A 13,571-nucleotide genomic window follows, 5' to 3' on the forward strand; every position below is an offset into this window, starting at 1 on the left:
GTGGCGGATGCGAGACTTCCGCGGGTGAGCGAATCCCTGGGCAGCGGACCGGTTCGGCGTCCGCAGACGACACTCCGGCACCAGCTCGCCGAGCTGCGCGGTCCGGCCGTCGCGCCGCATCCGCTGGATGCCCGCGCGCTGGCGGCGCTGGCCGCCAATCCCGGCTGCCGGCGCCGGGCGCTGCTGGACGGCGCCGGTGTCGACAAGGCCGCGCTGGCGTCGGCGCTCGGGGCGCCGTCGGGCTTCGGGCAGTCGCAGTTCGCGTTCATGCGGGGCAACGCCTTCGAGGCCAAGGTGAAGGCCGACGGCGGCATGGAGCTGATGCGGCTGCTGGGCGTGGCCGAGCCCGAGGACGTCCGGGTCCCCGATCTGGCGGCGGCCGGACCGGAGGGCCGTGCGGCGCGTACGGCTCTGGCGCTGCGCGAGGCGACGGCGGCCGGGGCGTGGTCGCTGCTCGACCACCCGATGCTGGCCCTGGAGGTGGCCGGTTCGCCCGCGTATCTGGAACCGGACGCGGTCGTGGTCGGCCCGGACGGGCGGTGGACGGTCGTCGAGATCAAGTCGTTCCCGATGATCGACGGCTCGGCGGACGCGGCGAAGGTGGGCGCGGCGGCCCGGCAGGCCGCGGTGTACGTGCTGGCGCTGGAGCGGGTCGCGGCGCTGACGGACGGTGCTTCGGTGGCGCACTCGGTGCTGCTGGTGTGCCCCAAGGACTTCTCCAACCAGCCGACCGGCTCGGTCGTCGACGTACGCAAGCAGCTGTCGGTGACGCGTCGGCAGCTGGCGCGCCTCACCCGGATCGAGGACATCGCGGCGGCCCTGCCGGACGGGGTCACCTTCGACGTCGAGGCGTGCTCGGCGGAGCAGCTGGCCGCCGCGGTGGAGGCGGTGCCGCACGCGTACGCGCCGGAGTGCCTGGCCGCGTGCGAGCTGGCGTTCCACTGCCGCGACCGGGCCCGGGAGGCGGGCGCGGTGGAGACGCTGGGCCGTTCGGTGCGCGGTGAGCTGGGCGGGCTGACCACGGTCGGCGCGGTGCTGGCGGCCGCGCGAGGCGAGGCCGGTGATCCGGACGATCCGGCGGTGTCCGCGCTGCGGCGGGCGGCGGCGCTGCGGGCGGAGTCCCTGGAGGAGGTGGACGCATGTCGCTGATCTCCACGCTCGCACGGCTGGAGGCCGTCGAGTCCGGGCGCGCCCAGCCGCTGGCCACGGTGCGGCACCGGCATGTGGCGGAGCGGCCGCTGGTCCTCGTACCGCTGACGACCGCCGGTGAGGCGGGTGCGCCGCTCGGGGCGCTGGTCGGGACGGATCCGCAGGAGCCCCGGCTGCTGGTCGTGCCGCAGCCGCGCGACCGTGACCTGCGGTTCGCTTTCCTGGCGGAGTTGGCCGAGGCGGTCCTGCCGTACATCGAGGGGTACGCGGACGACGTCGAGGCCGCCGAGCGCAACGGGACGGACCCGGAGACCGGCAAGAAGGTCAAGGTCGAGGTGGAGCTGTGCGCGGACGCGCCGCAGCTGATCGTGCCGAGCCGCGCGGGCGTCGAGTACGTACGGCTGCTGGGCCGGTCGATGCGGTTCCGGCGCACGGCCGAGCAGGATCCGGAGACGCCCTTCCCGGCGCCGCCGCGCGTGCCGCTGCTGGGGCGCTGGCTGACGCACTACGGGGAGCGGGCGCGGGTGCCCGGTTCGTCGCTGCTGCTGGCGGCGACCGACCTGCTGAACCGGCACTGGGCGACCGGCCAGTCGTCGCTGGAGGACCAGCACCTGGCGGCGCTGCTCGCCTGGGTCGACACCCCGGACGGGACGTCGGGGGCGGAGGCGGCGCTCCGCGCCGAGCTCGCGCGGGACCGGGACGGTCAGCTGCTGTGCCCGCCCGCCGGTCCGGCGACCGACCCGGCGTTCGACAACCGGCTGCTGGCGCCCGCCATCGAGCGGTACGACCGGGCGCGGCAGGCCCTGGCGTCGGCGGAGGACGGGGAGGCGGCCGACGAGCGGCTGGGTGACCTGCACCGGGCCGAGCGGGAGGTCCGGCGGCTGATCCTGACGCAGCTGCGGCCGACGTGGCACGCGGTGTGGCGGGCGGTCGAGCTGGTGCGGGAGCTTCCGCCGGGCGCGCGGGTCGCGGACCGCTGGACCCGCGACCGCTGGTCGTTCACCGGCCAACGGGACCGGGTGCGGGCGGGTGAGCCGCCCCAGCCGCGCCGGGACGACGCCGTGACGGCGGCGAACAAGCTGGCCGCGCGGGAGAGCGCCCAGACTCAGCTGGAGGCGCAGGAGGCGCTGGACGACCCGCTGGTGATGGCGGGGCGGCGCCTCGCGGGTGAGGCGTTCCTGGCGGAGGTGGTCGACGTGACGATGGCCTGGTCGGAATCGAAGCGGCCCTCCCCGCGGCCGCTGCTGACGGTGCGCACGGACGACGTGCCGCACATCGGCGAGGGGGTGAAGGTGTACCGGTCGCTGGACGGCAAGCCGCAGAGCGCCCAGTTCGTGCGGTACGAGGAGGACGGGTCGCTGGTGCTGCGGCTGCTGGACCGGATGGGCCGCTCGAAGGACCCGGCGGAGGGCTCGGTGCCGGAGAAGGGCGACCGGCTGGTGTGGACGCTGTTCGAGCACGACCAGCGGGTCGGCCCGAAGCTGCCGGACCCGGAGGAGACGCCGTGGACGCACGGCGGTCCCCCGCGCGCCGACGCGGCCGAGAGTCCCGACCCCGTGACCCCGGAGGACCTGCTGTGACGTCCGCTGCCTTCGATCCTCCCCCTGGCTTCGCCGGGGGGTCCCCCACCGCCGAGGCCGCGCGGGCGACCCGCGAGATTCTGGGCGACACGCTGCACGGTGACGCCCGGGGCGTCGTCGTGGACTCGCCGCCGGGCGCGGGGAAGTCCACCCTCGTGGTGCGCGCCGCGCTGGAGCTGGCGGCGGCCGGCCGCCCCCTCATGGTCGTCGCGCAGACGAACGCGCAGGTCGACGACCTGGTGCTGCGGCTGGCCGAGAAGGAGCCCGAGCTGCCGGTGGGGCGGCTCCACAGCAATGACTCGGACCCGTACGACAAGGCACTCGACGACCTGGGCAACGTACGGAAGTCGGCGAAGGCGGCGGACCTCGCCGGGCTGGACGTGGTGATCTCGACGGCCGCCAAGTGGGCGCATGTGAAGGGCGTCGAGCCGTGGGGGCACGCCATCGTGGACGAGGCGTACCAGATGCGGTCGGACGCGCTGCTCGCGGTGGCGGGGCTGTTCGAGCGGGCGCTGTTCGTGGGCGACCCGGGGCAGCTGGACCCCTTCTCGGTGGTCGGCGCGGATCAGTGGGCGGGGCTGTCGTACGACCCGTCCGCGAGCGCGGTCTCGACCCTGCTGGCCCACAACCCCGAGCTGCCGCAGCACCGGCTGCCGGTGTCCTGGCGGCTCCCGGCGTCGGCCGCGCCGCTCGTCTCGGACGCGTTCTACCCGTACACGCCGTTCCGCAGCGGAACGGGGCCCGGCGACCGGCGGCTGTCCTTCGGCGTGCCGTCGGACGGCTCGGCCCCGGACCGGGTGCTGGACGAGGCGGCCGAGTCCGGCTGGGGCCTGCTGGAGCTGCCCGCCCGGCACACCCCGCGTACGGATCCCGAGGCGGTACGGGCGGTGGCGCTGGTGGTGCGGCGGCTGCTGGACCGGGGCGGGGCGGCGACGAGCGAGCGCGCCGAGGCCCCGGTGCCCCTCACCCCGGACCGGATCGCGGTCGGCACGGCCCACCGCGACCAGGCGGCGGCGGTGCGGACGGCGCTCGCGGAGCTGGGTGTCGCGGGGGTGACGGTCGACACGGCGAACCGTCTCCAGGGGCGGGAGTACGACGTGACGGTCGTCCTCCACCCCCTGTCGGGCCGCCCGGACGCGACGGCGTTCCACCTGGAGACCGGCCGCCTGTGCGTCCTGACCTCCCGCCACCGGCACGCGTGCGTCGTGGTCTGCCGCGCGGGCGTCGCGGACCTGCTGGACGAGCACCCGTCGACGGAGCCGGTCCAGCTGGGCGTGACGGTGAAGTTCCCGGACGGCTGGGAGGCCAACCACGCGGTGCTGTCCCACCTGTCGGAGCACCGCGTCGCCTGGCGGCCATGACCGCCCGCACCCACCGGCACCGGCTGCCGGCCCGCACCGCCGGACGGGGTCCGGCACGCAGCCGGAGGCGGCCGCCGTAGGGGCTTGTCCGCCGGGGCGAGGGGGCGTACTTGCGCCGGGCGGGAGAATGGAAGGTGGTCCATCACGACGGGGGGCGTCCCCGCGGGTGGGGGAAGCGCGTCGTGCGAAGAGGAGAGGTTCATGGCGGAGACCGAGCGGAGCGAGCAGCGGCGGCTCAGGCCGGCGCCCCTGCTCTTCGAGCCTGCGGAGGCCGCCTCCGACCCCGAGCACTTCTTCGACCTGGAGTCGATGGAGGACCCCCGGGAGCTGCTCACCCGGTCCACCGAGCTGGCGCTGGCGTTCCGGGCGGCGACCGACCGGGCGGTGGAGTTCCAGGCGGTCGCGGCCGCGCAGCTCGCCGATCCGCGGCGGTTCGACCGGCTGACGGCCGGGGACATTGCCGAGCGCGCCGAGTGGACCGAGGACTACGCCAAGAAGATGATCGAGTTCGGGCGTGACCTGCTCCGCGGCGGAGGCCGTCCCGGCGACGAGTAGCCGGGTGGCATATGACGGGGGCGCAAGATACTCCTCGCTGCCCCGCCCTGTCCCGATTTCCCGCAACTCCCCGAAATCGGACCGTCACGGCCGGTACACCTGGATGCCATGAGCGCATGGCTGCGAAACGAATCGACCCAGGACCACGCCACCGAGGTCACCGCGGCCGGGGCCGGCTGGCTGACGTCGGCGGCCGCGTACCCGCGTTCCACGCTCGCCCTGTGGGAGTCGCGGCCGACCGCGCCGGCGGTGCTGCCGTGCGGTTCGGTCTTCGACGTGGTGAGCGTGGAGTCGGTCTTCGGGCGCCGCATGCTCGACCGGCTGTGGGGCGAGGGCCCCGGCTCCGGCCCGGTCGCCGTCCACCGTGGGCGGATGCTGCTGTTCACCGCGCCCGGCACGGCCCACCGCCTGCCGTCGCTGCTCCGCTGGGAGGAGTGGGGCGACGCCGTGCCGCCGCTGCTCTGCCACGGCAGCGGAGACGCGATCACCGTCCCGCCACTGACGCCGGGGGCCGCGGACGGCGGCGGCGCACCGCGCTGGCTGGTGGCGCCGGACGCCCGTCATCCCTGGCTGCCGGGGCCGGAGGTGATCCTCTGGGCCTGTGTCCGGGCGGTCCGGGCGGGGGCAGCCGCGGGCGTGCGGGTTTCGATTTTTCCTCCCGCCGATCAGGGTGCTAAGGTCTACGACGTCAGCAGGCGCCGCTAGCTCAGTTGGTTAGAGCAGCTGACTCTTAATCAGCGGGTCCGGGGTTCGAGTCCCTGGCGGCGCACAGACGGGAAAAGCCCCTCGCGGAAGCGAGGGGCTTTTTCGTCGGCCGCGGCGGCCACGTGCCACGCCGGCCACCTTCGCCACGGGCTTCCTCAGGGGACCGTGACCCGCACCGTCCACGCGCCCGTCCGGGTCCGGTCGGCGACCTCGACCCGGGTGTTCTCCCCCGGCACCGTGAAGGTCTCCCCCACGCCCAGCGGTGCGTCCGCCAGCGGCGGGTAGACCGACCGGTCGAAGCAGGCGTCGGTCGACGGGTGGGTGTCGATCACCTCGACGGGCCCGGCGCCCGACACCGCGTCCGTACGGACCCGGTAGATCAGCACGCCCTCGGTGCAGGTGCCCCGGTCGTTCCCGGTCGCCCCACGTGCCTCGATCGCCAGCGCGCTGTTGCTGCCGGTCCTGACGACCCCCAGGCGGGTGCCGACCGACACACCCCGTTCGGGCGCGGCCGCCAGCGGTTCCAGGGTGAAACGGCTGCTGCCCGGCTCCCCCATGCAGTACACCTGGCGCCGGTTCAGCCAGCCCAGCTTCCACTTGTGCCAGCCGAAGAGTTCCGGGGCGAGGGCGAACTGGCTGCCCATCACGTCCCAGTCCCCCACATGGGTGTCCCAGTCGCCCTTGCCGTCCATCGGCCGGTGGTAGAGGTCCGGCAGGTCGAAGACGTGTCCGGTCTCGTGGGCGAGGACGTTGCGGTCCGGCGGGTGCCGCTCGAAGACCGTGACCACCCGCTTGATCGCCACGCCGTCCGCGTACAGCGGGGTGTTGAAGTTGACGACCTTGGTGGCGTCGGAGTCCACGCCGGGCGCGTCCGGGTCGGCGACCAGGTAGACGATGTCGTACCGCGAGAAGTCGACCACCGGGTCGGCCGCGGCGAGCGCGTCGCGCAGGTAGGCGGCGCGGCGCTCCGGTTCCCAGTCGCGCCTTATGGCGTACGCGGTGGAGGCGTGGGGCATCCGGATCCACTCGCGGCGCGGGTGCGGGTGCAGGGTGAACTTCCCGTAGGAGGCCCGCTGGAAGAAGTGGCTGGTGGCGGGGAAGTAGTCGGCGGCGAGGGTGTCGGGGGCGACCAGCGGCCGGGAGTCGGGGAACGACAGGAAGACCATGAGGGCGTCGAGCTCCCGGGCCGGCCGCGGGTAGGCGGCGTTCCAGGTGTCGAGGCCGAGCGAGTGGTGCGCGTCGGTACGCGGCAGGGCGCACGGGCCCGCCGCGGGGGCGGCGCTCGCGGGGCCGGCGACCAGGCCGGTGGCGGCGAGCGCGAGGAGAGCGAAGAGCCCCGCGGCGGTGGACCGCAGGCGGCGGCGTTCCACTCCGTCGGGTGTCTGCTGACCCTCCACGTCAACCTCCGGTACGGCATACGGGACGTCCCACCACCCTGTGACGGTTTGTGGCGTTACGCCCTGTTCCGCTGCCCCACTTGGGTGAGCGGCCGACGCGCCGGACCGGTCCCGGAAGTTCACCGACAGTCACATCCGGTCACCGCAGAACGGTGCTGCGCCACACCCGTGCAGAAACGATCGGCCACCCACGGACGGCGGATTCCTCACACCAATCACACGCGTCTCACGCGGTGGCGGCGCTGGAACGACCGCCGCGAGAGCCTCTATGATCGGCACACTTTCCTGGCCGACCCATCCCGACCACATCTGTGCGTCACAACTGCCTTGCGGGAGCGAGCCGTGAACGGAACCTCCGAAGGACCGGGAGCTGCGGCAGTCTCACCGACCGGAACCGCCCTGCGCCCGGTCACAGAGAGTAACGAAACTGTCGGTGAACCGCGCCACTCGGCTGCCGTCGCCCGCGTCCCCGCAGAGGCGCCCGACGCGCATGACGCGCACGTCCCGGACGACTACCGCGCTGCCTTCAACGCCGCCCACATCGCCATGGCGGTCGTGGACCCCGAGGGGCTCGTCGTGACCGCGAACGAGGCCCTCGCCGCGCTGCTGGGCACCGACAGCGCCTCCCTCCGCGAGCTGGCCGCCGCCGACCTGGTGGACCTCGCCTCCGACAGCCGCACCTGGCACGCGTACCGCGAAGTGCTGCGCGGCCGCCGCTCCCGGTTCCGCTGTACGCGCCGCCTCAAACATCCCGACGGGCGCTCCCTGTGGGCCGAGGTGACCGTGGCGCCGGTCACGCCCAGCCGGGGCGTCCTGCTGTCGATCGCGGACATCAGCGACCGGCGCCAGCTCCAGGCGCGGCTGCGGCACCTCCAGATGCACGACCCGGTGACCCGGCTCCCCAACCGCACCCTGTTCTTCGAGCGCCTGACCTCCGCGCTGGAGAACTCCTCGTACGACGACGGCGGCACCGGCCGCATCGGCCTGTGCTATCTGGACCTCGACGGGTTCAAGGCGGTCAACGACACCCTCGGGCACCGCGTCGGCGACCGGTTGCTGGCCGCCGTCGCCGCGCGGCTCACCGAGTGCGCCGACAGCGACGGGCACACCCGCGGCGGCAGCCACCTCGTGGCCCGGCTCGGCGGGGACGAGTTCGCGATCCTCGTCGAGGACTCCACCGGGACGGAGCAGCTCGCCGACCTGGCCCGGTCCGTACTGGCCGCCGTGCAGCGGCCGTTCGACCTGGCCGGGCAGCGGTTGTCGGTCTCGGCGTCCATCGGGGTCGTCGAGCGGACCGCCGCCGGCACCACCGTCAACGGCCTGATGCAGGCCGCCGACACCACGTTGTACTGGGCCAAGGCCGACGGCAAGGCCCGCTGGACGCTCTTCGACCCCGAGCGCAACGCCCACCGCATGACGCGGCAGTCGCTCTCCTCCACCCTCCGACCGGCCGTCGAGCGGGGCGAGTTCGCGCTGGAGTACCAGCCGCTCGTCGGCATGTCGGACGGCACCGTACGGGGCGTGGAGGCACTGGTCCGCTGGAACCATCCGCAGTTCGGTCCACTGGCGCCGAATCGGTTCATCGGAATTGCTGAAGAGGACGGCTCGATCGTCCAGCTCGGCCGCTGGGTGCTGCGTACGGCGTGCCGTCAGGCCCGGCGGTGGCAGCTGGACCACCCCGGCGAACGGCCGCTGTTCGTGAGCGTCAACGTCGCCGTGCGCCAGGTGTGGGACTCCGACCTGGTCGCGGACGTCGCAGGGATCCTGGCCGAGACCGGGCTCGCCCCGCATCTGCTCCAACTGGAGCTGACCGAGTCGGCGGTGATGGGCTCGGCCGGGCGGCCGCTGCAAGCCCTCCAGGCGCTCAGCGACATGGGCGTACGGATCGCCATCGACGACTTCGGCACCGGCTATTCCAACCTCGCCTACCTCAGCCGCCTCCCCGTCTCCGTCCTCAAACTGGACGGTTCCTTCGTCCGGGGGTTCCAGGACGAGGAGCATCCGAACCCGGCCGACGAGGTGATCGTCGAGGCACTGGTGCAACTGGCCCACCGGCTCGGGCTGACCGTGACCGCCGAGTGCGTGGAGACCTCCGGTCAGGCCGCCCGGCTGCGCCGAATCGGCTGCGACACGGGCCAGGGCTGGCTGTACTCCCGGGCGGTGGCCGCGGAACGCATCGCCGAACTGATCGGCGTCACCCCGGACTGACCACGCACCGCCGCCCCCTGCCCGAGAAGGTCCTCGGGCAGGGGGCGGCGGCATGCGGTGAGCGGTCAGCAGGAACCGAGGTCCTGCCAGACGCCCCACTCACCGGTGGTCCCGGGCTCCTCGCCCTTCGTCCACCACTTGGCCTTCCAGAGGTGACCCTTGTGGGACACCTGCGCACCGCCGGTGTACTCGGCCGCGGACGACCAGGCAGCGGTCGTGCAACCGGCCGGCGGATCGGTCGGCGTAGGTGTCGGCGTAGGCGTAGGCGTAGGTGTCGGCGTCGGAGTCGGAGTCGGAGTCGGGTCCGGGCTCGACGGAGACGAACCGACGGCCGTCACGATGTCGTTCAGCAGGGTGGTCTTCTCGTCCAGCCCGAGCAGCGAGTACATCATCGCGCCCGCCAGGCCCCGGCTGTGGGCGTAGTCCGCACGGGCCTGGATGGCGCGCTTGTCCAGCCCGGTGAAGAACTCGCCGTCCTTGTAGAAGTACGCGGCCTTCGCCTCGTCGTCCCAGAAGGTGGTCGCCGCGTTGTCGACGATGCCGCCGAGCTCCTTGTAATGCGCGATACCGGCCTGTTGGCTGACCGGCCGGGCGGCCGAAGCCCCGGTCGCGGGCTGCGCGAGTCCGTTCTTCGCCCCGGCCGGGACGCCCTTCCAGCCTCGGTAGTAGAACTCGTACCCCAGCGTCAGCTTGTTCGCCGGGAAGCCGCCCGCGATGCCGTATGCCGGCTTGCCGTCGATCCACGCGTCGATGGCGTTGTCGATCGAGTACCTCTCGGTGCCCGGCTTGATGGGATCGGTCGGATCATTCGCGCCGGAGTACAGCGGCGACTGGTGATAGGTGGGCCCGTCGCCGTCCCAGGCGCCGTGCATGTCGTACGTCATGATGTTCGCGTAGTCGAGATACGCGCCGATCTTGTCGGTCTCGATGTGCTTGATCTTGTCCTGACCGGCCGGCAGGGCGGCGGTCAGCAGATACTTCTTCCCGCCGTGGGCGGCCCCGTACGCGTCGAGCTGCTTGCGGAACTCGGCGAGCAGCAGGGTGAAGTTCTGCTTGTCCTCCGGCCCGTAGTGATTGCCGAGGTGCCCGTCGGGCGAACCGGGGTACTCCCAGTCGATGTCGATGCCGTCGAAGATCCCGGCGGCGGTGCCGGGGCCGCCGTACCCGCCCTCGACCGGCAGGTCACCGGCGATGTACTGCTTGACGCACGAGGCCACGAACTTCTTCCGGCTCGCGTCCGTCTTGGCGGCGTCGTGGAAGTACTTGGAGTACGTCCACCCGCCGAGCGAAATGTTGATCTTCAGCTTGGGGTACTTCGCCTTCAGCTCCTTGAACTGGTTGAAGACACCCACGATCGGCTGGTCCCACTTGTCGGCGACGCCGTCGACACTGTCGGCCGCCGAGAAGGAACGCTGGTAGTCGGCGTACGAGTCACCCGCGCCGTCACCGGCGTTGGGGTTGTTGTCGTCCCCGGCCGCCTTGTTGGCCTCGAAGCACGTCAACTCCGTCGGATGGATGTTCCCGAACGAGTAGTTGATGATGTCCAGCTTGCCGGCGATCCCCCGCGTATCGAGGTGTTTGGGGTAGAAGGCGTTCCCGTACACGCTCCACTGGTCGTAGTACGCGATCTTCACCCCGCCGGAGGAGGGCGCGGCGGGCTGCGCGGTGGCCGTGCCGCCGACGGCGGCCAGCGCCCCGGCGGCGAGCACCACGCTCGTGAGCGCGGCGATGAGGGGTTTGCGGTGGTGCACGTGCGGCCTCCGAGGGGCGTGTGCGGTACGGGAGTTGGAGCAGTGATAGCCGCCGCGCGAACACCGCGTCAATGGTCCGGACCAAACGAGGACTAGACCAACCCTGCGACAAAACCCCTCGTCACAGCGTTGCCCCCCGAACAAAAACCGCCCGCCACCACCGGTGACGAGCGGTTTAAGGTTCACTTAGGAAGCTTGTGCGGCCGTTCCCGAGTCAGAACCATCGCCGGGCAGTCCGTACGCGTCCGCGATCAGTTCGTACGACCGCAGCCGCACCTCCGCACCGTGCGCGTTGGCAGTGATCATCAGCTCGTCGGCGCCCGTCCGCTTCTGGAGGCCGTCCAGGCCGTCCCGGACCGCTTCCGGCGTGCCGTGCACGACGTTGGCCAGCCAGCCGTCGACGAAGTCCCGCTCGGCCGCGCTGAACTCGTACGCCTCCGCCTCCTCCGGCGTCGGGATCAGCCCCGGCCGCCCGGTGCGCAGCCGGACCATTGACAGCGCGCCGGTCAGCACCTGCCGCCGCGCCTCTCGCTCGTCGTCCGCGGCCAGCGCCGAGACCCCGATGAGCGTGTACGGCGCGTCCAGCACCGCCGAGGGCCGGAAGGACTCCCGGTACAGGTCCAGCGCCGGGACGGTGTTCCGCGCCGAGAAGTGGTGGGCGAACGCGAACGGCAGCCCCAGCATCCCCGCCAGCCGCGCACTGAACCCGGACGAGCCCAGCAGCCACACCGGCGGCCGCCCCTTCGGCCCCTGCACCGGCCCCGGCACGGCGTGGATCCGGGCGTACGGGTGACCGTCGGGGAAGTCGTCGTCCAGGAAGCGCACCAGCTCGGCCAGCTGCTCCGGGAAGTCGTCCGCGCCCTCGCCCACCCGCGACGTACGGCGCAGGGCGGCGGCCGTGGCGCCGTCCGTTCCGGGAGCGCGCCCCAGCCCCAGGTCGACACGCCCGGGCGCCATCGCCTCCAGGGTGCCGAACTGCTCGGCGATGACGAGCGGCGCGTGGTTGGGCAGCATGACGCCGCCCGAGCCGAGGCGGATGCGTGACGTGTGGGCGGCGAGGTGGGCGAGGATCACGGCCGGGGACGAGGAGGCGACACCGGGCATGGAGTGGTGCTCGGCCACCCAGTGGCGGTGGTAGCCGCGCCGCTCGGCGAGCCGGGCGAGGGCGACGCTGGTGCCCAGGGCCTGGGTCGCGGTACGGCCGCTGCCGACGGTGACCAGGTCCAGTACGGACAGGGGTACGGGCGCGGTTCCGCTCGCCGTGCCTCGAATCGCGTCGTCACTCACCGGTGGACCCTCCTGCGCGGGAAATACGTACAGCCACCGTTAACAGGAGGGTCTCTCCGGTTATTCCCCCTTCCGCGCGAACAGCGCCCCCAGCTCCGTCGACCACGCTCCGCGCCGCTCCGCCAGCCGCAGCCCCTCCCACACCGTCACCTGGTTCGCCGTGAGCACCGGCTTGCCCACCGCCGCCTCCAGCTCCGGCAGGCACCCCACCGTGTGCAGCGCCGTGTCCGGTACGAGGACGGCCTCCGCGTCGGGATGGTCGGCCGCCCGCACCAGCTCCAGCACCCGCTCCGGGCCCCACGTCGCGACCTCGGCCGCCGTGACGACCCCGCCCGCCCTGGACGCGACCACCTCGACGCCGGCCGCCTTCAGGAACCGGACGAACAGCTCCGTGACGTCCTCCGGGTACGTGGCCGCCACCGCCACCCGCCCGGCTCCCACCTCCCGTACCGCGTGGGCGAAGCCGAACGAGGTGCTCGACGCCGGGAGCCCGGCCGTCACGGCGAGGGAACGGATCTGCTCATGGGCCCCCTCCCACCCGTACACGAACGATCCGCTCGTGCACGCCCACACCACCGATTCGGCGCCGGACAGGCGCAGCTCCTCCACCCCGGCCGCGAGCCGCTCCGCCGAACCCATCTCCATCAGCGCGTCGACCCGGTGGGCGTCCTCACCGATCTCGGTGTGGACGATCGGCACGTTCACGCCGGTCAGCAGCGCCTCGATCCGGGGGTAGTCGTCCTCGGCGGAGTGCCCGGGGTAGAGCAGTCCGACAGTCGTCATGTCACGCCCTCCTGGGGGTCTCGGGCCGGCTGGGCCCCGTTCATGAGCAGCGCCTGGTACGGGCCGACGGCGCGGGCGCCGATCCGGCGCAGCGCCGCCCACATGGTGACCTGGTTCGCGGACAGCACCGGCATCCTCAGCTCCGCCTCCAAGTGCGGGATCACGTCGTACGTGGCCAGGTTCGTGCAGGAGAGGAACAGCGCGTCCGCCGCGCCGGCCACCGCCCGCCGCGCCATGTCCACCACCGCGCGGTACGGCACCTTCCAGATGTGCCTGGTCAGTCCGAGGAAGGCCCGCCCCGTCACGGCTGCCCCCGCTTCGCCGAGATAGTCCTCCAGGGCCGCGGTCACGGACTCGGTGTACGGCGTGACGAGCGCGACCCTGCGGACGCCCAGCTCCGTCAGTGCCTCCAGGAGCGCCCCTGACGTCGTCACCGAGGCGATGTCACCCGCCCGGGTCATCGCCGCGCACATGGCCCGCTCCGCTGCGAGGCCCCCGACGAAGCTGCCGGAGGCGCAGGCGTACGCGACGACCTCCGGTTCGGACGCCGACAGCGCCCGCACGGCGTCGGTCAGCGTCTCGTGCTCGCTGACCAGCCGGGCGAGGTCCAGGGAGACCTCGACGGGGAGGTACGGCGTACGGGTGAGGCGCAGCGACACCTCCTCGGGCACCCAGCGCCACAGCTCCCGGTCGAGCGCGAAATCGAACGGGGCCACGACGCCGACACCGCGCTGCGGAGCCGGCCCGCCGAGGAAGGAGACGTCCATCGCAGGCCTCCCAGCGTCTTGTTGACGA

Annotated in this window: 11 protein-coding genes and 1 tRNA gene; 7 read left to right on the forward strand and 5 right to left on the reverse strand. The window is 72.9% G+C overall.

What is annotated here, in order from left to right; translation table 11 throughout:
• The first annotated feature begins 24 nt into the window (after window positions 1–24).
• The 6 genes from ABT360_RS00945 (at window position 25) to ABT360_RS00970 (ending at window position 5,414) form a co-directional block, all read left to right on the forward strand.
• Entirely contained in the window at window positions 25–1,149 is a 1,125-nt protein-coding gene (locus ABT360_RS00945) for a hypothetical protein (protein ID WP_351808669.1), read from the forward strand.
• Complete coding sequence (locus ABT360_RS00950) at window positions 1,140–2,729, forward strand: hypothetical protein (protein WP_351808672.1); 1,590 nt, start codon at window positions 1,140–1,142, stop codon at window positions 2,727–2,729. Before ABT360_RS00945 ends, ABT360_RS00950 begins: the two co-directional genes overlap by 10 nt.
• A complete protein-coding gene (locus ABT360_RS00955) occupies window positions 2,726–4,090 on the forward strand; it encodes an AAA domain-containing protein (protein ID WP_351808674.1) in 1,365 nt (454 codons plus the stop codon). The genes ABT360_RS00950 and ABT360_RS00955 overlap by 4 nt, the downstream gene beginning before the upstream one ends.
• Window positions 4,091–4,291: 201 nt before the next feature.
• Window positions 4,292–4,645, forward strand: a complete 354-nt coding sequence (locus ABT360_RS00960) for a hypothetical protein (RefSeq protein WP_351808677.1) — start codon at window positions 4,292–4,294, stop codon at window positions 4,643–4,645.
• A 108-nt stretch (window positions 4,646–4,753) separates the two neighbouring features.
• Window positions 4,754–5,350, forward strand: a complete 597-nt coding sequence (locus ABT360_RS00965) for a bifunctional DNA primase/polymerase (RefSeq protein WP_351808680.1) — start codon at window positions 4,754–4,756, stop codon at window positions 5,348–5,350.
• Window positions 5,341–5,414 (forward strand) — tRNA-Lys (locus ABT360_RS00970). Before ABT360_RS00965 ends, ABT360_RS00970 begins: the two co-directional genes overlap by 10 nt.
• Before the next feature lie 91 nt (window positions 5,415–5,505).
• Here ABT360_RS00970 and ABT360_RS00975 read toward each other — a convergent pair.
• Window positions 5,506–6,747, reverse strand: a complete 1,242-nt coding sequence (locus tag ABT360_RS00975; protein WP_351808683.1) for a M6 family metalloprotease domain-containing protein — start codon at window positions 6,745–6,747, stop codon at window positions 5,506–5,508.
• Between the two features lie 342 nt (window positions 6,748–7,089).
• On the opposite strand from ABT360_RS00975, the gene ABT360_RS00980 reads away from it, so the two are divergent.
• Complete coding sequence (locus ABT360_RS00980; protein WP_351808686.1) at window positions 7,090–8,955, forward strand: putative bifunctional diguanylate cyclase/phosphodiesterase; 1,866 nt, start codon at window positions 7,090–7,092, stop codon at window positions 8,953–8,955.
• 65 nt (window positions 8,956–9,020) lie between these two features.
• On the opposite strand, the gene ABT360_RS00985 is transcribed toward ABT360_RS00980, so the two are convergent.
• From ABT360_RS00985 to ABT360_RS01000, 4 genes are all read right to left on the reverse strand, one after another.
• Window positions 9,021–10,706: a glycosyl hydrolase family 18 protein gene (locus ABT360_RS00985; protein WP_351808689.1), complete on the reverse strand. Its 1,686-nt coding sequence runs from the start codon at window positions 10,704–10,706 to the stop codon at window positions 9,021–9,023.
• A gap of 186 nt (window positions 10,707–10,892) precedes the next feature.
• Window positions 10,893–11,993: an LLM class flavin-dependent oxidoreductase gene (locus tag ABT360_RS00990; protein ID WP_351808692.1), complete on the reverse strand. Its 1,101-nt coding sequence runs from the start codon at window positions 11,991–11,993 to the stop codon at window positions 10,893–10,895.
• A gap of 60 nt (window positions 11,994–12,053) precedes the next feature.
• The gene (locus ABT360_RS00995) at window positions 12,054–12,776 is read right to left on the reverse strand and encodes a maleate cis-trans isomerase family protein (protein ID WP_351808695.1); all 723 of its coding nucleotides are present in this window, start codon (window positions 12,774–12,776) and stop codon (window positions 12,054–12,056) included.
• A complete protein-coding gene (locus ABT360_RS01000; RefSeq protein ID WP_351808698.1) occupies window positions 12,773–13,543 on the reverse strand; it encodes a maleate cis-trans isomerase family protein in 771 nt (256 codons plus the stop codon). The genes ABT360_RS00995 and ABT360_RS01000 overlap by 4 nt, the downstream gene beginning before the upstream one ends.
• Between the last annotated feature and the right edge of the window lie 28 nt (window positions 13,544–13,571).

The organism is Streptomyces sp. NPDC000229 (assembly GCF_040300825.1).
Lineage (GTDB): Bacteria > Actinomycetota > Actinomycetes > Streptomycetales > Streptomycetaceae > Streptomyces.

Bases quoted from the DNA above. Each gene is read 5' to 3' on its own strand.
- ABT360_RS00950 (WP_351808672.1), top strand. From the start codon at position 1,140: ATGTCGCTGATCTCCACGCTCGCACGGCTGGAGGCCGTCGAGTCCGGG.
- ABT360_RS00960 (WP_351808677.1), top strand. From the start codon at position 4,292: ATGGCGGAGACCGAGCGGAGCGAGCAGCGGCGGCTCAGGCCGGCGCCC.
- ABT360_RS00965 (WP_351808680.1), top strand. From the start codon at position 4,754: ATGAGCGCATGGCTGCGAAACGAATCGACCCAGGACCACGCCACCGAG.
- ABT360_RS00995 (WP_351808695.1), bottom strand. From the start codon at position 12,776: ATGACGACTGTCGGACTGCTCTACCCCGGGCACTCCGCCGAGGACGAC.
- ABT360_RS01000 (WP_351808698.1), bottom strand. From the start codon at position 13,543: ATGGACGTCTCCTTCCTCGGCGGGCCGGCTCCGCAGCGCGGTGTCGGC.